Genomic DNA, 20,101 nt, shown 5'->3' with positions numbered 1-20,101 from the left:
ATGGAGCATGCCGGTTTACAGCGCCCACGCGCTACCCTCGCTTGTAATTTAGACACCAACCTGCTGCGGGCTGCTCACCCTTTGCTCGCAGCAGGGCAGGTGGAGGCATTGGAGTGGTCCTTCGATGCCCTTTTCCAGTTTCCGGAAATCCCGGACTGGTTTACCGCCCTCATCCAGGCCTACAGTGAGGAGGGGCGGCTTGTGGGCCATGGGGTCTTTTTCTCGCTCTTTTCCGGTCGTTGGAGTGCGGAGCAGCAGCAATGGCTCGACCGGCTGAAAGCGCTTTCTGAAGTGTATCGTTTTGATCATGTGACGGAGCATTTTGGCTTCATGACTGGTGCTGATTTTCACAAGGGGGCACCCCTGGGTATACCTTTCACACCTCAAACCCTGCAGCTTGGCCGGGACCGTCTTAAGCGCATCAGTGCAGCAGCTGGCTGTCCGGTGGGATTGGAAAACCTCGCTTTCGCCTATACGCTCGATGAAGTGAAGCGCCACGGCGACTTCCTGGAGCAATTGCTGGAACCAATTAATGGGTTTATCATTTTAGATCTCCATAATTTGTACTGCCAGCTCCACAACTTCCGTCAATCGGCGGAGGAACTGCTCCGGCTGATGCCCCTGCACCGGGTGCGTGAAATACATATTTCCGGTGGCAGTTGGGAACCGGCAGCAGGGCAGCGCAATCGCCAAATCCGGCGGGATACCCACGATGGAACGGTGCCTAAGGCCGTATTTGACTTGTTAGAAAAAGCCCTACCGAAGTGCCCGAATTTGAAGTATGTCGTCCTGGAACAACTAGGAGGGGCACTGGAAACTCCGGAACAGCAGCGGGCTTTCCAAGTTGACTTTCGCACCATGTACCGCATACTGCAACACCCTAATCATTTAGCAGGAAAGCCAACCTCGCTCAACGATTTCCAACCACCAGCTTTCACCCTGTCGGCTACGCCCCGGTCTGATGAAGCCCTGCACCAGCAGCAGCAGGCCTTGTCTGAAATACTGGAAAATGCAGCAAGCCTGAGAGAGGCCCGCACTCAATTGTCTGTTTCTCCTCTGGCAGGTACTGCCTGGAACGTCGAACACTGGGAAGACGATATGCTGGAAACTGCTAGGCGGATTGCTCAGAAATGGAAGGGCGGTTGGGGCTAAGGCGCACCGCTTGCTGGCCTTTTGCCTGCCGGTAAGCTTCGGCCGTATCCCGGATGGTCTGTGCGATGGGGGTGTAAGCAAAGTCGAAGTGCTGCAGCGATTTTTGATTGTTATAGTAGAAAATCCAGCTTGAATTACGGGCGGTCTCCCGGGTAAGAAACGGGCGCTTGCCGGTCAGTTTAGCTTGCAGCCAGGCCAGGCGCCAGGATAAACCGCGCAGGATTTTTCCGACCTTGTACTTAGGCGGCTTTACGCCTAGTGCTTCTGCCACTTCCGTTAGTAACTGCTTGTAAGGATAGTGCTCCGCATTGAGGATGAAGCGCTCGTTTCTGATGTTGCTCTCCATTAACCGGACCATATACCAGGCTACATCCCGTACGTCCACCAGGCCAGTCATACCAACAGGATAAAAAGGGAAGCCTTCGTCGACCATAGAGAAGAAATGTGCCGGGCCGCTTTCCCAAAAACCACTTCCGAGCACAATGGAAGGGTTGACTACAGCAACATCCAGGCCCTCGGCATAGCCGCGCCACACCTCCATCTCGCCCTGATATTTGCTGACCGCATACCGGGTATTGAAGGGGCTGCGCTCCCACTTGGCGGTTTCGGTGATGGTAATGCCCTGCTTGGTCCGGCCCAGGGCCGCAATTGAACTTACGTACAGCAATTTCCTTATCCCCAGCTTAAGCGCTGTATTCACCACGTTGGCCGTACCGGTGATATTGACGGTGCGCAGGTGCCGGGCATCAGCCGGATCAAAGGAGACGACAGCCGCACAGTGAAAAATATAGTCACAGCCCTCCATCGCTCGTTCCAGCGCGAAAATATCCAGGATATCGCCGTCAACCCATTCTACTTTCTCCGCCAGGTCATCCACCAGGTCCATTGGGCTGCCCGGCCGGCGGAAGGCCCGGATACGGTCAAAGCCATCCACCAGGAGCTGTTGCAGCAGATGAGAACCGATAAATCCGGTGGCACCGGTGATGAGTATGGAGCTGTTTTTATCCATTTAGCGGTTATGCGTTTTGGGCGGTGTATGCAGCCCGCCACCGCAGCTTGGTGCAGTACTGCCAGTAGCTGTAGGCAGGGTGTTGGGCAGGCTTTCCAGGCGCAGTGCTCCCATGAGGGCCATCAAAATGGCTTCTTTGTATTCGATAATTAGGGGTGAAGGCACTTCTACAGCTAAGGAACGGTTTTTTTCGCACTTCACGCGGATGCACTCCACCAGAAAGGTGTTGAACGCCCCCCCGCCGGTAAGCAGCATGGAATGAGGCTCGGGTTGCAGTTTAGCCTTTTTCGCTATAGCGCTGATGCTATCGTCAACACTTTGTGCAATTTGCCAGCAGGCGGTGTGCAGGCGGTCTGCCACAGAAGCCGGGTAATCCATGTAGAGGGGGAGCAGTTGTTCCTGTACCCAGTCATTGCCCAGCGATTTTGGAAAGTCAGCCTGATGATAAGGTAGAGCCATCGCTCGTTCCAGCAAGTCAGGCAGCAGTTTCCCTGTTCGGGCTATGGAACCTCCTTTGTCGTAAGGTTGCCCGGCTTCCTCTGCCAGGGCATTGAGCACCTGATTCGCCCCGCTGCAATCAAAGGCCACATAACCTTGCTCCGTTCGGGCGCTGATATTGGCAATGCCGCCCAGGTTTAGCATAAAGGTCTGCTCAGGAAACAAGTACTGGTCCGCAACAGGGGCTATAGGTGCACCCTGACCGCCAAGTGCAACGTCCTGCATACGGAAGTTGTCGATAGCGGGGCGCCCGGTGATTGCCGCGATGGCCGCGCCGTCCCCGATTTGTGTGGAAACGCCGGATTCCGGAAAGTGGAAAATCGTGTGCCCATGGGAAGCGATAGCATCAGCTTCTACAGCCTGTGCCTCCAGAAAAGCCTTCGCCTGCTCCCCCAGGAGCTGCCCGAACTGGGCGTGAGCTACCGCCAGCTCCCGGGCAGTACCAGCGGGGAGTGCGCGTAGCCGCCGAACCCATTCCTCCGGGAAAGGGCGGGCTTCACATGCAAGGGCTTCCCAATGCTGAAGTGCCTGGCCATTGAACTCAAAGGTGCAAAGCGCCAAATCCAGCCCATCCAGAGAGCTACCAGACATTATGCCGAGTATGGTGTGCCTATTCCCCAAGCTTCATGGTGTATTTGGCGACTGCCTTGATTTCTTTCTCGTCCAGCAGTGCTTCGAAGGCGGTCATGGCTTTGCGGCCGTTGGTAATGACGTTGATGCGCTCTTCCAGGGTGAGTGCCGATTCCTGTAGGTTGTAAGCACCGCTTGCACCCATATCCCCATATAGGCCATGGCAGGTGACGCAGTATTGCTTGTAGATCTTCTCACCATCTGGTTTGGCTGCAGCTGCTACAGCTTTTGCACCGGCGCTGGAGTTGCTTTCAGCAGGAGCACTACTGCCACCACAGGCGTAGACGAATGCGGCAATAGCTATAAATACCAATCCTTTTCTCATTGATCTTATTTTTTGGCAAATTAACAAAATAGAGTGGGGTAGGTTGGTACCGGGAACGGGTTTATGGAAAAATGAGCACCTGGCAGGGCGGTATTCAGGTTACAGCACATACCTTTGGTATAGTCTTTCGAGTACCGCTTCGGGATCGTGGCATAAGCCGGGGTGGGTAGGAGAACTCTGAATAATCGTGCTTCTGGCGGCTACCAGCCACCGGAAACGGGAGGCCATGTCAAGTTCGCCGATCTTGCCGCCCTGCCGCCCTCCCGCGCATACTGCTTCCCAGGCGTGCAGGTAGCGATGGATCATGGATACGTCAATTTCCTTTGAGAAGGCCCTGACCTTTGCCTCATCTATCTGGAACCTGATGCCCAGGAACTTCTTCCGTTTGGAAAACAAAATGACGCCAATGTTCAGGAACTCCTCCCGCTCTACTTTGGGCACCAGCCTGACCACTGCGTATTCGTAGGTTACTCTATTTTGCATCTAAAGCTTCTTTGGCCAGTACATCAATTTTATCCAGTTTAGCGTTCAGGAATTCCTGGTAAGCGCTTCTTTTCTCGCCGGGCGTGAGTTCCATATCTTCTTCTGTCAGCCATTCTTCGGGGATGACGGAAATGATTTCGGCGATTTTTGCTTTGTCGATGGCTTCCCGGATATCAAGGGATGCCTCAGGCAGGTGGTTGGCTTTTGCCAAAAGGACATGGTCTTTCACATTGGGGAAAGTCCGGGGGAGGTAATCACGCCAGTTTTTCCAGTTGTGGTGGAAGTAGAGGCTGGCACCGTGGTCAATTAGCCATAGCTCCCTGTTCCAATTGAGCAGGTTGGTGTTCTTTGCAGTCCGGTCGATATTATTGATCAGGCTGTCCAGCAAAACCACCTTGGAAGCGGAATAGGAATCCGCCTCGGACACCAGGGGGTCGTAGGTGATGGCCCCGGAAAGGAAGTGCAGACCCAGGTTGAGCCCAACGCTAAACTTCAGCAAATCCTGGATTTCCTCGTCTGGTTCCGTCTTGCTGAACGAGTCGTCGAGGTTCATGAAAACCACCTCCGGCACATTCAGCCCGATCGCTTTAGCCAGCAGCCCTCCGATAAGCTCTGCAATCAGGGCTTTTTTGCCCTGTCCGGCCCCCCGGAATTTCAGGACGTACAGAAACTCGTCATCGGCTTCCACAATAGCGGGCAAAGAGCCGCCTTCCCTCAGGGGCTTCAGGTATTGCACCACATCAACGGTTCTCACTTCTATATTACTCATGTCCTGTTTACGGTTTGTGCTGGCTGTGCGCCCGCTTGTCCTGCTTTTCCGGGTGATCAATCGCTCAGCCACAGATTTTCAGGGCTCCAAAGATACGGGGAAAAGGAAATAAAAGTAAATCCAACTGTGGAAGGAGCCCTGTAAGGTATCCGTCTTTAAGACCCTGATAAATGTCACCCTGCACAGTGATCTTTTTCACACGAGCCTGGGCAACAATTGCCTAACTTATGGTAGGATCTAACCCGTCCTGATTCCTTAACCGAAGCCACTGCCTGTGCAGCTGCGCGACCAAATTGCAAGCCATGAGAACCATACTCAGCCCTACCGATTTTTCCCTTTGTGCTCGGTACGCGACAGATGCCGCTGCGCAACTCGCCCGCCGGCTTGATGCCCAGCTTCATTTACTGCATTGCATGAACCTGCCTGATGGCTGGGATGACTGGAGTGAGCAACAACGCTCTATGCGCCCGGATATACAGCAGATGGTGGCAAATGCTCAGCTGCAATTGCAGGATTTGAGCAATGCTTACCCCAATTTGGAGGTAAAGGCCACCGTTTGCAGTGGCGCCCTGCCCAAGTCTGTGGCGGAGTACGTGGAACACGCTGCGGCAGACCTCGTAGTCATGGGTTCCCACGGTGCAAGTGGCAAGAATGAATACTTCATCGGTTCCAACACCCAGAAAGTGGTGCGGGAAGTGCACTGCCCGGTATTGGTGGTCAAGGAGCCGCTTGAGCACATCAATTTCGATAAGGTGGTCTTCGCGTCCTCCTTCCACCAAAAGGAGCGGGAGGCTTTCCTGAAGTTCAAGGAGTTTGTCAAGCCTTTTGTACCGGAGATTCATCTGGTGGAAATCCACACCTCTTCTTTCTTCGATCCTCCTTACATTCTAAGCCGGCAAGCCATGGAAGAATTCAGGGGACTGTGCGCGCCCTTCCGGTGTGAGACGCATGTGTTCCGCAACTTCAGTGTAGACCGGGGCGTACGGGCGTTCGCTGAAAAGATCGGGGCTGGCCTGATTGGTATTTCCAATCACCATCGTCATCCGTTGCGGCGTATGCTCAGCGGCAGCAACGTGGAGGCTTTGGTCAATCACTCTGACATCCCCGTGCTGAGTGTGGACTATATGGATGAAATAGATACGCCGGCACCGATAGAAAGAAAACAACAACAATTATCCTTTTGATTTCATAAAGCCAGGCGGGGGAAGGCCCTCCTGCCTGGCGCTTTAAAAAAAGTAGCCGATGCGCCATAATATTCTCTTTCCAACCGATTTCTCTCCGGCAGCTCACCATGCCTTTCAGTACGCGCTGCTGCTAGCTGACAAGTTGGATACAGCTCTTGACCTCATGAGTGTTTACCACCTGCCAGTTGGCGATACAAGCCGTGTAGCTCCTCATCAGGTAGATAGCCTCCTGAGGGAAAAACGAGCGGTGGTGATGCAACACCTGGGAGAACTGGCGGAGGAAGCCCCTTCAAATCGTATTGGGCAGTTGCGGGCAGATTATGGCCTGTTTGTATATCAGGAGATCATTGATGTCGCCGGAAGAGGTGGGCATCAGCTTATTGTGATGGGTACGAAAGGGGAGCGCAGCCCCGTACAGCAGATGATGGGCAGCGTTACCACCCATACCCTCATGAATGCGCCCTGCCCGGTAATCGCTGTGCCGCAGAGTGCACCGGTGCGCCCCATTAGTCATATCGCCTATGCCACGGACTTCGAGCCAAAGGATGAAAAAGCAGTGGCGAATCTGACGGAGCTGGCGGCCAGACTTAAAGCGAAAGTCCATTTCGTACATGTGGACAGGGAGGTGGATGCTGCCAAAACGGAAGCCTATAAAATGGTGGATCAGTACCCGCTTCCTTTCTCCGATTTCACAGTAGTGGCTCATCCCAACCCTGCTGAGGGCATCAATGCCTTTATCGCTGAGCGGGACATAGATGCACTGTCGTTGTTCGTTCCCAACCGCCGCCTGTTGGAACGCCTCTTCCATCGTAGCTTTACGAAGCAGATGGCTTTCCATACAAAGGTGCCTTTATTGGTTTTCAGGGGCTGACCAATCGGGTTTTCTTATTTTTGGCACGGTTGTTGCAATTGACAGAGTGGTTAATTAAGGTCAAAAATTAGGATTACGATTTGTTTGAAAATGCCCGCCTTTGTGTGGGCTTTTTTTTTTGGGGTTGTACTGAGGGTTTCACGCAGCGTTCGCGAAGGATGGCGCAAAGTACGCAGCGTTTCCTGATTAGGGCCGTTAACTTGGCGCTCTTTGCGAAGCCCTTCTTCCCTTTTGCGCTCAACCTCGAAAGCGTCTCCTCAGAACGCTTGTAGCTCCACCAGTTTCTGGTACTCCCCGTCCTTCTGCAACAGGCTTTCGTGCGTACCCCGCTCCATGATTTGCCCGTCCCGCATTACAATGATCTCATCCGCGTGCTGTATGGTAGACAGGCGGTGAGCAATAACGATGGAGGTCCGGTTTTTCATCAGCTCAAGCAGGGCTTTCTGGACTAATTTCTCGGATTCGGAATCCAAGGCAGAGGTCGCTTCGTCCAGAATAAGTATAGGTGGGTTTTTCAGAATGGCGCGGGCAATTGTAAGCCGTTGCCGCTGCCCCCCGCTCAGTTTGCTGCCCCGGTCCCCGATATTGGTCTGGTAACCCTGCTCGGAAGCCAGGATGAAGTCGTGCGCGTTGGCTGCCCGGGCGGCAGCTTCCATCTGTTCTTGCGTGACCCCCTCCATGCCGAAGACGATGTTGTTGTAAATGCTGTCATTGAAGAGAATGGCTTCCTGAGACACAATGCCCATGAGGCTGCGCAGGTCGCGAAGGCGGTATTGGCGGATATTCTGTCCGTCCAGGAGAATCTCTCCTTCCTCCACATCGTAAAACCGGGGGAGTAGGTCAGCCAGGGTTGACTTCCCTGCCCCGGAGGCACCCACCAGCGCCACCACTTTGCCCTTGGGAAGGCTCAGGTTGATATTTTGTAGCACAGGGCCCTCATCGTTGCGGTAAGCGAAGGTGACGTTACGGTATTCTATACTGTGCCGGAAGCCCGCAAGGGGGAGAGCATCGGGTGCATCTTTGATGTTGACAGGAGCATCAAGCAGGGCTTCCATGCGGCGCATAGCTCCCACGCCTTTTTGGACGTTGTAAACAGCCTTTGATAATTTCTTGGCCGGGTCAATGACGTTATAGAAGGCAAAGATGAACGTCAGGAAAGTCTCCGCATCCAGCTGTCCGCTAAAGACCTGACGGGAGCCATACCACAGCAGGACTGCCACCGTGCCAATGCCCAGGAATTCTGAAAGTGGAGAAGCCAGGTCGCGCCTCCACAGCAGGCGGGTGAGCGAATGCCGGTAGCCATCATTCTCTTTCCGGAATTTTTCTTTTTGATAGTGCTCGGCATTGAAGCCCTTGATAATCCGCAGCCCGCCCAGGCCTTCATCAAGTATGGCGACGAGGTTGCCAAGGCGGTCCTGTACATCCGCTGATTTTTTCTTGAGCCGCCGGCCAATACCACCGATCACCACGCCCGTGAAGATCATCAGCAGAAAGACAAAACCTGTAAGTGCCGGGCTTACATATACCATGAACCCCAACGCCCCTATGATGATGAGGGGCTCCCGGAATACGGCTTCCAGCACATTGAGAATGCTCCATTCCACTTCCTGTACGTCGCTCGTCATGCGGGACATCAGGTCGCCTTTGCGCTCCTCGCTGAAGTAGGCCAGGGGGAGGGCCATCACCTTGTCGTACATTTGCGCGCGCAGGTCGCGGATGATACCGTTGCGAACCGGTGCCATGAAGAAGAGGGATAGGTACCGGAATAGGTTTTTGAGCAGGAAAACCGATAAAATAGCCACGCAGACGAAGACCAGTGCAGCTTCCTTGCCCTGTTCCACAATCAGCTGACTGATGTAATAGTTGAAGGAGGCCGTGGCGCTTTCGATATCCCAGCCAAAAGCGGGCTTGTCCATAACCAGCTCCCGCCGGTCAAAGAGGATCTCCAGGAAAGGGACCAGCAAGGGGATGCTCAGGGCTGTGAACAGCGCTGTCATAATATTGCTGAAGATATTGAGCCCTACATACGCTTTATAGTTGCGCATGTAGCCGAGCAATCGCCAAAAGCTGCTGCGTTCTTTTTTCATAGTGAGTTTGGTGTGCCTATTCTACGGGTTCCAGTCGATAGCTGGTTTCTCCTTTTTTCAGGGCGTAGGTTATCATTTGAGGATTGCCGTTGCGCTGACCGTTTTGAGGCGTGGAGAACTTCCGGAGCAAAGCCGTTTCCGTAAGTTCGAACGTTTCAACTCCATCGCGGCCACGTTGGTTGGCAGCGTTTTCAGCCCCAGCCATATAAATCTGCCCGTAGGAGCGGTTGCGGTAGGAAGCAAAGGCATATACTTCTTCGGTACCATCGTCCGTGCGGGTAAAGATGTAAACCTCCGGGTAGCTATCCTGGTTGAGGTCGGCCAGTTGAGCGCGTACCACTGCACCGTTGACTTCCATTTTGGTCTCTTCATTGCGCACGCTCATCCCTTCTGTATTCAGGGTAAAATAATTTGAGCTGCTGTTAGGAGATTCCACGATGAAGGAAACAGAACCTTCCGTTAGTTTTTCTTCAAAGGGGCCGGCTGCCGGAGGTGCTGACTGCCGGGCCATTTCGGCAGGTTCAGAGGCAGCTGCTTCCGCAGGTGCGGGGGCGGCATCGGAGGCGCTTTCAGTTGCAGTATGTGGTGTCCCGGTTGAGGTGGAGGCTTCGCCCGAAGCTTCGGAACTGCCGCCACAGCTGTAGGCAGTAAAGGTCAGTACCAGTAAAAGGAGGAAAATGGATCTCATAGTGCGGTATTTTGGTCTGTAAATAAGAACAGGCTTGCCGGGCTTATTATTTTCCCAGGCAAACCTGTTGTTTTGTAGTAGGGGGGTAGGCAGTTGCCTACTTCTTTTTCTTAGGCTCCTCGGGCTTCAGTTCAAAGTCGTTGAGGAAGCCGGTGTGGAAGTCACCGTTGCGGAAACGCTCATCCTTCATCAGTTGCTGATGGAAAGGGACGGTGGTCTTCACGCCTTCAATGATGAATTCATCCAGTGCACGCTCCATTTTCTTGATACACTCTTCGCGGGTAGGAGCCCGGCAAATGAGCTTAGCAATCATGGAATCGTAATAAGGTGGAATGGTATAGCCAGCGTATACGCTTGTGTCCACCCGAACGCCATGCCCTTTAGAGCTGTGGAAAGACGCAATTTTGCCCGGGCTTGGACGGAAGCCATTGAAGGGGTCTTCTGCATTGATCCGGCACTCCATAGCATGCGCATTGGGATAATAGTTGCCCCCTTTGATGAGCTCACCCGCTGCGATTTTGATCTGTTCCTTGATCAGGTCATGGTCGATTACCTCTTCTGTGACCGGGTGCTCTACCTGAATCCGGGTATTCATTTCCATGAAGTAGAAGTTCCGGTATTTGTCTACGAGGAACTCCACGGTGCCCACGCCTTCGTACTTGATAGCTTCTCCTGCTTTTACAGCCGCATCGCCCATTTTCTCCCGGAGCTCATCGGTCATAAAAGGGGAGGGGCATTCTTCCACCAGTTTTTGGTGGCGGCGCTGAATAGAGCAGTCCCGTTCGGAAAGGTGGACGACTTTGCCTTTTTGGTCACCAGCAATCTGGAATTCGATATGACGGGGCTCTTCGATGAACTTTTCGATGTAGATGCCATCGTTGCCAAATGCCGCTTTCGCTTCCTGACGGGCACGGTCCCAGTTAGGCTCAAACTCCTTTTCTTCCCAGACAATCCGCATCCCTTTACCGCCACCGCCGGCAGTAGCCTTCAGGATGACCGGATAGCCAATATCTTTGGCGATTTTCATGCCGGATTTGGTATCCTTGACCAGCCCATCGGAGCCGGGGATGACCGGGACTCCTGCTTTGATCATGGTCTCTTTGGCCGTGATTTTGTCCCCCATTTTGCGGATTTGTGCAGGGGTGGGCCCAATAAATTTGATACCGTATTCGGCGCAAACTTCGGCAAAATCAGCATTTTCAGCCAGGAATCCGTAGCCTGGGTGTACCGCATCGGCGTTGGTGATTTCTACCGCAGCCATAATTCTTGGTACGCTCAGGTAAGACTCGGCAGAGGCAGGCGGGCCAATGCAGACCGCTTCATCAGCGAAGCGCACGTGCAGGCTTTCCTTGTCGGCAGTTGAATAGACCGCCACCGTTTTGATGCCCATTTCCCGACAGGTGCGAATGATTCGCAGGGCAATTTCGCCACGGTTGGCTATGAGTACTTTTTCAAACATAAAACCATTCAATTGGATGAGCAGCAAAGGGCTACTGCCCTTGCAGCGATAGGTGTTTCAAACAGCAACTAGCCCTTAGGGTCAACCAGGAACAGTACCTGATCATACTCTACCGGCTGTGCATCTTCAACCATTACCTTAACGATCTTGCCGGCAATTTCGGACTCGATCTCGTTGAAGAGTTTCATAGCTTCCACGATGCAAACGACCTGCCCAACCTCAATCGCGTCGCCCACTTTTACATAAGGCGGCTTTTCCGGGCTGGAAGACCGGTAGAAAGTACCGACAATCGGAGACCGGACTTCCAGGTAGTTGGAATCCTCTGCTTTGGCCTCACTGGCTGGTGCTTCTGCTTTGGCAGGCTCTGCCTGTGGCTTTGGTGCCGGAGGCGCAGGAGCAGGCTGTGGCGCCTGCGGATAAGGCTGCTGCACGGGCGGAGACATCTGAATGATCGGTGCGGTAGGCTGAGGAGCAGAAGGAGCCGGTGCTGTGCCGGAAGCATAGTCCCTGGGCTTAGCCTTCTGATGCTTGTTGGTCCGGATGGAAAGCTCAAACTCTCCGTCCTTCATTTTAAATTCGGTCAGGTTGGATTTGTTGATGAGCTTCACCAACTCTTGGATGTCCTTAAAAGTCATAGGTGTTATTGTTTTACGCGTTCCATGTAAGCGCCGGTTTCAACCTCAATCTTCACTTTGTCGCCCTGATTGATAAACAGAGGGACCCGAACTTCCGCACCGGTTTCAACGGTAGCTGGCTTCAGGGTGTTGGTGGCTGTATCGCCCTTAACACCAGGCTCTGTGTAGGTGACTTCCAGAATGATGTACTGAGGCATCTCCATGGTCAGCGGCACCTCGCGGTCTGCGTGATAGATCACGTCTACTTCCATGCCTTCTTTAAGGAAATGGGCATGCTCTACGATATTGTCGCTAAGCGCAACCTGCTCATAGGTTTCATTATTCATGAAGTGGTAACCCATGTCGTCGCTGTAAAGATACTGGAATTTGCGGCGCTCCACACGCACTTCGTCCACTTTGTGACCGGCAGAGAAAGTATTATCCAAAACCTTTCCGGAAGTCAGGCTTTTGATTTTTGTACGTACGAATGCCGCACCTTTTCCTGGCTTAACGTGTTGAAACTCAATAATGGTGAAGATATCATTATTGAAGTCAATGCACATGCCTTTTCGGATGTCAGAAGTTGTAGCCATTTGCTATAGCTTGCGTTTTTATTTGGTATTCAAATTGCGATGCAAAGATAGAAAAATCCAAGGACTTGAAACGAGGCCTTAAGCAGGAGGTCTCCTGCCGGGCAGAAGGCTCGGTGCTATTCGGCTTAGTAAGCCCACTTGATATAGATTGCTCCCCAGGTGAAGCCGCCCCCGAATGCGGTCAGGATGATGTTGTCCCCTTTCTGAAGCTGATCTTCCCAGTCCCACAGGCAGAGCGGCAGGGTGGCAGCAGTCGTATTGCCGTATTTCTGTATGTTAACCATCACCCGCTCCATCGGGAAGTCCGCCATGCGGGCTACCGTCTCGATGATACGCTTGTTGGCCTGATGAGGGACCAGCCAGGCAATATCGTCATTCGTTAGGTTATTGCGGGCCATTACCTGAGTGACCACATCTGACATGCCGGATACGGCAGCTTTAAACACCGGGCGGCCATTCTGAAAGACAAAGTGCTCTCGGTTGGCCACTGTTTCTGCGGTTGCCGGATAACGGGAGCCTCCTGCTTTCTGATGCAGATAAACCCGGCCGGAGCCATCGCTCTTAAGCAGGGAGTCCATCACGCCAACCGGCTCCTCTGTAGCTTCCAGCATCACGGCACCGGCACCATCACCAAAGATGACGCAGGTTGTCCGGTCTGTATAGTCTACAATGGAAGACATCTTGTCTGCCCCAATGACGACTACTTTTTTGTGCGCACCAGCCTCGATGAAGCGGGCGGCGGTAGTCAGGGCATAGAGGAAGCCTGAGCAAGCGGCATGGATATCGTAGCAAAAAGCATTTTTCATGCCGGTTTCGTCAGCGATGATATTTGCCGTGTCCGGGAAAACCATATCAGGGGTAACGGTGGCACAAATGACAAGCTCTACCTCGCCGGGATCGGTATTGGTCTTTTCAAGCAGCCCCTTTACGGCTTCAATGCCCATCACCGAAGTGCCTTGCCCTTCCCCCTTTAGGATATGCCGCTGCTCAATGCCGGTGCGGGTGCGTATCCACTCGTCGTTCGTGTCGACTATGGTTTCCAGTTCGGCGTTGGTCAGGATGTAGTCCGGCAAATATCCCTGAACGCCGGTAATGGCAGCTTGTGTTTTTGCCATAGTTCCTTGGTAGATTGTAATCCTTGATGTACGCCCGGGTTTTGAAAAGCTGGCAACCGTTTAAAAGAGCCGTATTTCATGCGCTTTTGCCTTCAGCTTCGTCAATGGCCCATGGGATTTATCAAAGATTGGTAATTGTTGCTAATCCGTTTTGTTGTCATGGCCCTTAGTAAGGGCCACTCCTAAAATGGGCAGCAAGGTAGGAAAATCTTGGGGATCAGGCAATTTATTGAATCAGAGTAAACCGGTTAAGGCGTTTTCCTCCTTTAAGCTTCTTCCGAAATTGCCCAAAGCCCGGCAAAGGTCAGCAAGCCATTGAGGGCGATAATGAGGAAGCCAAACTGGAAGCCCATGAAGAGCACCTCAGAGTTGGCGTTTAGCACGTAAGATAACACAGGGGCAGCAACACAAACCGGGATGACTAAACGTGGGTTCACCCGGCGGTTGGTGAGCAGCCCGAAGGTAAATAATCCGAGAATCGGACCGTAGGTATACCCTGCGGCCTTAAATAGCTGACTGATGACATCCTTGTTATTCAGGGCATTGAAGACGACGATAATGATCAGCAGCAGTACGGAGAAGCCAATATGTACATAAAGGCGGGTGCGTTGCTTGTCTTGTTCTGATGCATCGCTCTTTTCAAAATTCAGAAAATCCACGCAAAAGGAGGTCGTCAGCGCAGTGAGTGCGGAGTCTGCACTTGAGTAAGCCGCAGCAATGAGGCCCAAGACAAAAAAGATGCCTACCGCTGCCGGCAGGTGGTTGAGCGCAATCATTGGAAAGAGCTCATCGGTCCGCTCAGGTATATCGATCCCAATACTTGCAGCGTAGATGTACAGCAGTGCTCCCAGAGAAAGAAACAGGAACTTTGCCACCACCAGTACACTGCTGAATACATACATGTTTTTCTGGGCATCGCCAATATTGCGGCAGCTCAGGTTCTTCTGCATCATATCCTGATCGAGGCCTGTCATCACGATGGTAATGAGCGCTCCGCTGATGAACTGTTTGAAGAAGTTGTTGGGGTCATTCCAGCCTCCTTCAAAGAAAAACATCTGAGAATAATCGCTGGAGCGTACCATGGCGACCATGCCCCCGATATCGGTTTCCATAGCTTTGCCAATGAATATGATGGTAAGGACAACCGCCGAGATCATGGCCACAGTTTGCAGGGTGTCTGTCCACACGATGGTATTGATGCCTCCTTTAAAAGTGTAAACCCAGATCAGCACAATCGTTACGGCAACGGTTGCGAAAAAAGGCACGCCGAAGGGGCCCAGCACAAAGGCCTGCAGCACAATAGCCACGAGGTAAAGCCGAAAGGCAGCGCCTATGGTACGGGAAAGCAGGAAGTAAGCGGCACCGGTTTTGTAAGCTTCCAGCCCCAGCCGCTCTTCCAGGTAACCATATATAGAGGTCAGATTCTTTTTGTAGTACAGCGGCAGGAGCACCTGGGCAATGACTACATAGCCTAGAATATAACCAAAGACCATCTGCATGTAGGAGAACGCCTGGTTTTCTCCCCCGGCACCCACTACGCCCGGTATGGATATGAAGGTGACGCCTGAGAGCGTTGCCCCGATCATCCCGATGGCCACAAGCGGCCAGGGAGAGTTGCGCCCCGCCAGGAAAAACTCAGCATTCCCTGCTTTGCGGCCGGTGAAATACGAAACGGAAATCAGCACTAAAAAATAAAGGGCGATGATCCCGAGTATGATAGTTGGCGTCAGTTGACTTAGCATAGGTTTTATCTTGGTGGCTTCCACTTGCTTACAGCAGCCCGGTCCGGATTAATAGTCGTTACCGTTTTTAAAAATGAGCCCCTGGTTTTCCTTGATCCAGGACGTCTAACCGGGGCCGTCTTTAGTCTAAGACTATGTTGGGATTTCACCCTTTGGGCTGCATTTGCCAAATTTTATCCTGAACTTCGTTGCTCTTCAGTCGCTTAGCTTAGGCTAGGCTCCTTCATCCCGCCCCCGACGATGAATGTCGGGATCAAAGACTTGTTCAGAATAAAATTTGACTACATTCGCTCCAAAAGCGAATTCCCAACATAGTCTAACAAGTGGGTCTGGCACGGCAAATATAGCAGATTCTCGGACAAATGGAAGACCGGAGTAATGGGGAAACGATCATTGCAGCCCGGGAAGTATAAAGTGGGAATTGAAACGCGGGGGCGCATCAGGTTCCTGAATAGAAAGTGTATATTTGACCAAAAGCCTGAAACTATGCAACGTCTGGCCTTACTCTTCTTCCTGGCGGTTGCCCTGGCGAATTGTTCTGGGGGAGGTAGTACCGGAAATGATGAACAAACCCGGGAGCCGCCTCCCGGTAATGCGCCCGTGGTGAATGAAGACGAAGCTATTATGCAGCTGTCGGCCTACCTGATCGGAGAGCCCGCTACGCTGGCAGAACAACAGCAAAATGCGATTGTGAACTACGCGATTGATGAGATTATCCCACTACAGCGGACCCGCTCCGGCTTGTTTTACAGGATACTGGACCCGGGCAACGGGCAGCCGCTGGAATGGGGCGATTACCTCAGTGCCCATTACAAAGGTTACCTGCTTGATGGCAGGGTTTTTGATTCTTCCTATCGGAAAGGCCGGCCAATGAAGTTTTATATTGGCAATATGATTGACGGCTGGAACGAAGGGCTGCAACTGGTAAAAGAAGGCGGGCGTATTCAGCTCTTTGTGCCTTCTCATCTGGGCTATAAGGAGCGGGGAGTGCCTGATGGTAAGGATGGCTATCTCATTCCGCCCGATACGCCCCTGGTCTTTGAAGTGGAAGTGTTGGGACTGGAAGAAAAGCCAGACTGATCTTTTTCAACGAAGCTTAAGGGGGGGCGGCGGACAAACAATTGCCAGCTTCACCCGATTCTTTATATTAGAGTGTTTGTCTGAACGAAGGGCATTGCCTGACAAAACCAGGCGCGTTGCATTAGCCAGCGTTTTCAGACAAGTTTAGGAAACTACTTAACCGGAAAGCAATCTATGGACCTTAGACAAGCGAAAATTACACTGGAAAAAATCAATGATCTTTTCCACAGCCTCGAAAGAGATGCTTCTAATGTTTCGTTAATTGAACGAGACCTGATGCGGGGCTATATCCAGCAGTTTTATGAGCACTTTATTAGCGGGGCCACTGCTCCCAGTAGCGTAGCAGAAGAACCCGTTCGGGAAAAAGCACCGGTACGCCGGAACTACACGCCGCCCCGGATCATCGAAATTCCGGATGCGCCGCGTGACAACTACAGCGCTCCAAAGCCTGACCCCACCCGCCGGCCCAACCCGCAGCCACAACCCCGCCCGGAGCCCCGTCCCCAGCCCAAGCCTGAGCCGGAGCCCAAGCCTGACCCCCGCCCAACTCCGCCGCCGCCACCAAAGCCTGAACCGGACCCTGAACCACAGAAGCCCGAGCCTGTCAAAGTTGCTGAACCGGTAGCTCCCGCTGCTTCCCGGCAGGACATCCCCGCCAGCCTGAAGCATCTTTTTGCTTTTAAGGAAGCAACGGAGTTGTCTGAAAAGCTAAGCGAGCGGCCGGTTCACGATCTGACCAAAGCCCTCGCGATCAACGACCGCCTGCTGTACATGAATGAGCTCTTTGGCCGCGACCTCAACGCACTGAACGATACCCTGGGCCGGCTCAACCAAATGAGCAGCATGGACGAAGCGCGGGGCCTGATTGTCCAAATGGCACAACGTTACGACTGGGGCGCAGACGAAAAAGAGGACACTGCCCGCGATTTTATCCGCCTGGTCCGCCGGAAGTATCAATAAAGGTGCCTTTTGACGAAAGTCATTACTTGGTGTTTGCCTTACATTTACTTTCGTGCCAAACCAGAAACACGATCAGACCATGAAAAAAATAGCTGTTTTTACTTCCGGAGGCGATGCGCCTGGCATGAATGCCTGTGTCAGGGCAGTTGTACGCACCACGCTTCGGCGTGGTTATGAGGCTGTGGGTATTTTCAGGGGATATCAGGGCATGATAGAAGGTGACTTTTGGGCAATGGAAGCCCATTCCGTGAGCAATATCATTCAGCTGGGAGGCACTATCCTTCGTTCGGCCCGCAGCCAGGATTTCCGTACCCCTGAGGGAAGGGCCAAAGCTTACGCCAATCTGCGTGCCAACGATATTGACGGAATTGTGGCGATTGGTGGCGATGGCAGCTTTACTGGTGCCCGCATCTTTATGGAAGAATACCCCGATATCCACATGGTAGGGTGCCCGGGCACGATCGACAACGACTTGTACGGGACCGACTATACGATTGGCTACGATACTGCCATCAATACCGCAATGAACGCCATTGACAACATTAAGGATACCGCCAATGCTCATGACCGCCTGTTTTTTGTGGAGGTAATGGGGCGGGATGCAGGGTTTATAGCGATGAATGTAGGCATTGCCACAGGCGCAGAAGCCGTGCTGGTACCGGAGAGCAAAACGGATGTCCAAACGCTAATCGATACCCTCAACAGTAACTACAGCAACAAGAAAAATTCCAGCATCGTAGTGGTGGCGGAAGGCGATGAAAGCGGCGGCGCTTTTAAGCTCGCGGAGGAGGTAAAGAAACACTGCCCTTACGAAACCAAAGTCACGATCCTGGGCCACCTGCAACGGGGCGGCCGCCCAACCTGTATGGACCGGGTGCGGTCTAGCCGTATGGGCGTTGCTGCAGTCAATGCCCTTCTGGAAGGAAAGTCAGGAGTCATGATTGGCGAAATCAATGGAGAAATTGTGCATACCCCCTTCGAACAGGCCATCAAGTATCACAATGAGATCAACCCAATGCTCCTTGAAATGGTTGATATACTATCCTGATCAAAAATTTAAGCCATGAGTACTGCCCTGGATCGTGCCTCCCGCAATTTCAAAAGCGCCCTTAAAATCGCGCTGTGGACGGTGGGCATCATCTGGGGCATCCATTTGCTGCAGGTCCTGACCGGCGCTGATTTTGGTACGATGGGGATCTACCCCCGCCGCCAATTCGGGCTTAAGGGGATTCTTTTTGCGCCTCTGTTGCATTCGGGCTGGAAGCACCTGCTTGCGAATACGCCCCCTCTTTTTGTGCTGACCGGCATACTCTTCTTTTTCTACCGCCGGGTAGCTGTCGCCAGCTTTACCACGATTTACATTTTGACCGGGCTTGCCGTCTGGAGCTTTGCGCGGCCTGATGCCTTTCATATTGGTGCCAGCGGCGTGGTGTACGGTCTGGTGGCTTTTGTGTTTTGGACCGGCATTTTCCGGCGCAATATCCGTTCTATTGTATTGTCTCTGATCGTGGTAGTCTACTACGGAGGCATGTTTGCCGGTATTCTGCCAACGGATGAGCGGGTGTCTTGGGAGAGCCACCTCTTTGGTGCCCTGGTCGGCATCTTTGTCGCTTTTTGGTTCAAGAACCGCATAGAGCCCGAGGAAAAACGCCCCACCTGGTCCTGGGAACGGGAAGGAGAAGCCGAAAAGCGTTTCTTTTTGGAGCGCGACGCCTTCGACAAGACCAAGGCCGAGCGCGAACGTGAACGGGACGAAGGCAATGATAGCTGGTTCTCCACCCGAAGCTGGTAAGTATGAGCCGTTCAAACGCCAAACAACCGGACACCTTATATACCAGGCTTTTTGCTAAGCTGTACAATCCCGTCATGGAAAAGCTGGAAGCCCGCCTGCTGACAGACATGCGGCGGTCGTTGATCGCGCAGGCACAGGGCAGGGTGCTGGAGGTCGGCGCCGGCACAGGCGTCAATTTCCCATTGTATGATGCTTCTGCACAGGTACTGGCTATAGAACCCGCTCAGGCAATGGCCAAACAAGCGGCAGCCCTCCTTCAGGAATTGAAGGCCCCGCACATCCAGCTGCTGGAAGCCGGTGTTGGCGATGCCGAAGTGAGTGCTCAGCTGGGTGAGGATACGCTGGATACGATCGTTAGTACCCTTGTGCTTTGCACCATTCCTGATCTGGAGCAAGCCCTGCAGCACTTCCGTAAATGGCTGCGCCCCGGTGGTCAGCTACTGGTCCTGGAGCACATTCACGACGACCGTCAACCGCAACGCTGGATTCAATCGGCCGTAACGCCGGTCTGGAAGCACCTGGCAGAAGGCTGCTACCTCAACCGCCGCACCGATGAGCTGCTCAAAGATTATGGCTTTGCAGTGGAAACAGAGGATTACCACTACACGCGATGGGTGCCTTTTTACAGCGCGGTGCTGCGGATGGAAGAGAAAGAGAAAAATGGGTAAACGCTAAAAAAATGCCATCCGGGCATCAACTCCGGGCAGCTGTTGCCAAAGTTACAATTGGAAGCCTTGCCCACTGAAAAGGCAGTAACAAACGCCGGATTTTGTTGCGCTCAGAATTTTTGTCCTGATTTTTTTTCGTTTTTAAAATATTGAGACTGTGCTTTGCGATGCTTTAGTTAAAACCTTGTGGTTCAAGCGGTTTCGTTAATATTTATTTTGTAATTCCGGTTAAATTTGTGTTAAAGGAAGCAAAAAAATCAGGGCCGCACTCGCATTTGTCCTGAGATGCCCTTATCTTTGAATTGTTATTATCCGAGTCACGGACAATTTTTCAACAAAATCACAGGTCTATAGAAAGTAACTTCTACACTAAAAGAATTGC

20 protein-coding genes are annotated in these 20,101 nt (G+C 52.7%); 8 read left to right on the top strand and 12 right to left on the bottom strand.

All coding sequences use genetic code 11. The annotated features are described in order from the left end of the window. On the top strand, positions 1-1,152 hold the full coding sequence (locus ACO08I_RS12840; RefSeq protein ID WP_421949515.1) for a DUF692 family multinuclear iron-containing protein: 1,152 nt from the start codon (positions 1-3) through the stop codon (positions 1,150-1,152). On the opposite strand, the gene ACO08I_RS12835 is transcribed toward ACO08I_RS12840, so the two are convergent. The 5 genes from ACO08I_RS12835 to ACO08I_RS12815 form a co-directional block, all read right to left on the bottom strand. Further along, positions 1,112-2,161, bottom strand: a complete 1,050-nt coding sequence (locus tag ACO08I_RS12835; protein WP_421949514.1) for an NAD-dependent epimerase/dehydratase family protein — start codon at positions 2,159-2,161, stop codon at positions 1,112-1,114. The two genes, ACO08I_RS12840 and ACO08I_RS12835, sit on opposite strands and share 41 nt — an antisense overlap. Beyond that, a complete protein-coding gene (locus tag ACO08I_RS12830) occupies positions 2,162-3,250 on the bottom strand; it encodes an anhydro-N-acetylmuramic acid kinase (protein ID WP_421949513.1) in 1,089 nt (362 codons plus the stop codon). Between the two features lie 19 nt (positions 3,251-3,269). Further along, the gene (locus ACO08I_RS12825; RefSeq protein WP_282779991.1) at positions 3,270-3,614 is read right to left on the bottom strand and encodes a c-type cytochrome; all 345 of its coding nucleotides are present in this window, start codon (positions 3,612-3,614) and stop codon (positions 3,270-3,272) included. A gap of 99 nt (positions 3,615-3,713) precedes the next feature. Next, positions 3,714-4,097 carry a DUF3037 domain-containing protein gene (locus tag ACO08I_RS12820; RefSeq protein ID WP_044220512.1) on the bottom strand — a complete coding sequence of 128 codons (384 nt, stop codon included), beginning with the start codon at positions 4,095-4,097 and terminating at the stop codon, positions 3,714-3,716. Further along, on the bottom strand, positions 4,087-4,866 hold the full coding sequence (locus ACO08I_RS12815; RefSeq protein WP_282779988.1) for a HipA family kinase: 780 nt from the start codon (positions 4,864-4,866) through the stop codon (positions 4,087-4,089). The genes ACO08I_RS12820 and ACO08I_RS12815 overlap by 11 nt, the downstream gene beginning before the upstream one ends. A 302-nt stretch (positions 4,867-5,168) precedes the next feature. On the opposite strand from ACO08I_RS12815, the gene ACO08I_RS12810 reads away from it, so the two are divergent. Together ACO08I_RS12810 and ACO08I_RS12805 are read left to right on the top strand one after the other, a co-directional pair. After that, complete coding sequence (locus ACO08I_RS12810; RefSeq protein WP_044220518.1) at positions 5,169-6,050, top strand: universal stress protein; 882 nt, start codon at positions 5,169-5,171, stop codon at positions 6,048-6,050. A gap of 58 nt (positions 6,051-6,108) precedes the next feature. Then, positions 6,109-6,921 carry a universal stress protein gene (locus ACO08I_RS12805; RefSeq protein ID WP_421949512.1) on the top strand — a complete coding sequence of 271 codons (813 nt, stop codon included), beginning with the start codon at positions 6,109-6,111 and terminating at the stop codon, positions 6,919-6,921. Between the two features lie 257 nt (positions 6,922-7,178). Here ACO08I_RS12805 and ACO08I_RS12800 read toward each other — a convergent pair whose 3' ends face one another. The 7 genes from ACO08I_RS12800 to ACO08I_RS12770 form a co-directional block, all read right to left on the bottom strand. Then, the gene (locus ACO08I_RS12800) at positions 7,179-9,008 is read right to left on the bottom strand and encodes an ABC transporter ATP-binding protein (protein WP_421949511.1); all 1,830 of its coding nucleotides are present in this window, start codon (positions 9,006-9,008) and stop codon (positions 7,179-7,181) included. 16 nt (positions 9,009-9,024) lie between these two features. After that, complete coding sequence (locus tag ACO08I_RS12795; protein WP_282779982.1) at positions 9,025-9,696, bottom strand: hypothetical protein; 672 nt, start codon at positions 9,694-9,696, stop codon at positions 9,025-9,027. A gap of 97 nt (positions 9,697-9,793) precedes the next feature. Continuing rightward, positions 9,794-11,155: an acetyl-CoA carboxylase biotin carboxylase subunit gene (gene accC, locus ACO08I_RS12790; RefSeq protein WP_282779981.1), complete on the bottom strand. Its 1,362-nt coding sequence runs from the start codon at positions 11,153-11,155 to the stop codon at positions 9,794-9,796. Positions 11,156-11,223: 68 nt separating this feature from the next. Beyond that, positions 11,224-11,790 carry an acetyl-CoA carboxylase biotin carboxyl carrier protein gene (gene accB / locus ACO08I_RS12785; protein WP_044220528.1) on the bottom strand — a complete coding sequence of 189 codons (567 nt, stop codon included), beginning with the start codon at positions 11,788-11,790 and terminating at the stop codon, positions 11,224-11,226. 5 nt (positions 11,791-11,795) lie between these two features. Continuing rightward, positions 11,796-12,362, bottom strand: coding sequence for an elongation factor P (gene efp, locus ACO08I_RS12780; RefSeq protein WP_044220531.1), 567 nt, complete (start codon positions 12,360-12,362; stop codon positions 11,796-11,798). Positions 12,363-12,487: 125 nt separating this feature from the next. Further along, entirely contained in the window at positions 12,488-13,477 is a 990-nt protein-coding gene (locus tag ACO08I_RS12775) for a beta-ketoacyl-ACP synthase III (RefSeq protein ID WP_282779978.1), read from the bottom strand. Between the two features lie 266 nt (positions 13,478-13,743). Next, the gene (locus tag ACO08I_RS12770; protein ID WP_044220537.1) at positions 13,744-15,219 is read right to left on the bottom strand and encodes a sodium:solute symporter; all 1,476 of its coding nucleotides are present in this window, start codon (positions 15,217-15,219) and stop codon (positions 13,744-13,746) included. A gap of 486 nt (positions 15,220-15,705) precedes the next feature. Here ACO08I_RS12770 and ACO08I_RS12765 point away from each other — a divergent pair, with 486 nt between their 5' ends. The 5 genes from ACO08I_RS12765 (at position 15,706) to ACO08I_RS12745 (ending at position 19,719) form a co-directional block, all read left to right on the top strand. Beyond that, positions 15,706-16,299 (top strand): FKBP-type peptidyl-prolyl cis-trans isomerase, encoded by a 594-nt coding sequence (locus tag ACO08I_RS12765; RefSeq protein WP_052515962.1) that lies wholly within the window; start codon positions 15,706-15,708, stop codon positions 16,297-16,299. A 174-nt stretch (positions 16,300-16,473) separates the two neighbouring features. Further along, a complete protein-coding gene (locus ACO08I_RS12760) occupies positions 16,474-17,259 on the top strand; it encodes a hypothetical protein (RefSeq protein ID WP_282778534.1) in 786 nt (261 codons plus the stop codon). Between the two features lie 79 nt (positions 17,260-17,338). After that, positions 17,339-18,307 (top strand): 6-phosphofructokinase, encoded by a 969-nt coding sequence (gene pfkA, locus ACO08I_RS12755; RefSeq protein ID WP_282778532.1) that lies wholly within the window; start codon positions 17,339-17,341, stop codon positions 18,305-18,307. A 15-nt stretch (positions 18,308-18,322) separates the two neighbouring features. Beyond that, the gene (locus ACO08I_RS12750) at positions 18,323-19,051 is read left to right on the top strand and encodes a rhomboid family intramembrane serine protease (protein ID WP_052515963.1); all 729 of its coding nucleotides are present in this window, start codon (positions 18,323-18,325) and stop codon (positions 19,049-19,051) included. A 2-nt stretch (positions 19,052-19,053) separates the two neighbouring features. After that, positions 19,054-19,719, top strand: a complete 666-nt coding sequence (locus ACO08I_RS12745) for a class I SAM-dependent methyltransferase (RefSeq protein ID WP_282778529.1) — start codon at positions 19,054-19,056, stop codon at positions 19,717-19,719. Positions 19,720-20,101 lie beyond the last annotated feature (382 nt).

Source organism: Phaeodactylibacter xiamenensis, assembly GCF_965229835.1.
Taxonomy (GTDB): domain Bacteria; phylum Bacteroidota; class Bacteroidia; order Chitinophagales; family Saprospiraceae; genus Phaeodactylibacter; species Phaeodactylibacter xiamenensis.
The sequence above is the reverse complement of the archived record's forward strand: the minus strand, read 5'-3'. Positions and strand labels throughout refer to the sequence as shown.

Coding starts and splice junctions, on each gene's coding strand:
- accB (WP_044220528.1), bottom strand. CDS start 11,790: ATGACTTTTAAGGACATCCAAGAGTTGGTGAAGCTCATCAACAAATCC.
- ACO08I_RS12760 (WP_282778534.1), top strand. CDS start 16,474: ATGGACCTTAGACAAGCGAAAATTACACTGGAAAAAATCAATGATCTT.
- ACO08I_RS12795 (WP_282779982.1), bottom strand. CDS start 9,696: ATGAGATCCATTTTCCTCCTTTTACTGGTACTGACCTTTACTGCCTAC.
- ACO08I_RS12835 (WP_421949514.1), bottom strand. CDS start 2,161: ATGGATAAAAACAGCTCCATACTCATCACCGGTGCCACCGGATTTATC.
- ACO08I_RS12830 (WP_421949513.1), bottom strand. CDS start 3,250: ATGTCTGGTAGCTCTCTGGATGGGCTGGATTTGGCGCTTTGCACCTTT.
- ACO08I_RS12825 (WP_282779991.1), bottom strand. CDS start 3,614: ATGAGAAAAGGATTGGTATTTATAGCTATTGCCGCATTCGTCTACGCC.
- efp (WP_044220531.1), bottom strand. CDS start 12,362: ATGGCTACAACTTCTGACATCCGAAAAGGCATGTGCATTGACTTCAAT.
- ACO08I_RS12750 (WP_052515963.1), top strand. CDS start 18,323: ATGAGTACTGCCCTGGATCGTGCCTCCCGCAATTTCAAAAGCGCCCTT.
- ACO08I_RS12805 (WP_421949512.1), top strand. CDS start 6,109: ATGCGCCATAATATTCTCTTTCCAACCGATTTCTCTCCGGCAGCTCAC.
- ACO08I_RS12765 (WP_052515962.1), top strand. CDS start 15,706: ATGCAACGTCTGGCCTTACTCTTCTTCCTGGCGGTTGCCCTGGCGAAT.
- ACO08I_RS12775 (WP_282779978.1), bottom strand. CDS start 13,477: ATGGCAAAAACACAAGCTGCCATTACCGGCGTTCAGGGATATTTGCCG.
- ACO08I_RS12770 (WP_044220537.1), bottom strand. CDS start 15,219: ATGCTAAGTCAACTGACGCCAACTATCATACTCGGGATCATCGCCCTT.
- ACO08I_RS12820 (WP_044220512.1), bottom strand. CDS start 4,097: ATGCAAAATAGAGTAACCTACGAATACGCAGTGGTCAGGCTGGTGCCC.
- ACO08I_RS12840 (WP_421949515.1), top strand. CDS start 1: ATGGAGCATGCCGGTTTACAGCGCCCACGCGCTACCCTCGCTTGTAAT.
- ACO08I_RS12810 (WP_044220518.1), top strand. CDS start 5,169: ATGAGAACCATACTCAGCCCTACCGATTTTTCCCTTTGTGCTCGGTAC.
- ACO08I_RS12745 (WP_282778529.1), top strand. CDS start 19,054: ATGAGCCGTTCAAACGCCAAACAACCGGACACCTTATATACCAGGCTT.
- ACO08I_RS12815 (WP_282779988.1), bottom strand. CDS start 4,866: ATGAGTAATATAGAAGTGAGAACCGTTGATGTGGTGCAATACCTGAAG.
- ACO08I_RS12800 (WP_421949511.1), bottom strand. CDS start 9,008: ATGAAAAAAGAACGCAGCAGCTTTTGGCGATTGCTCGGCTACATGCGC.
- accC (WP_282779981.1), bottom strand. CDS start 11,155: ATGTTTGAAAAAGTACTCATAGCCAACCGTGGCGAAATTGCCCTGCGA.
- pfkA (WP_282778532.1), top strand. CDS start 17,339: ATGAAAAAAATAGCTGTTTTTACTTCCGGAGGCGATGCGCCTGGCATG.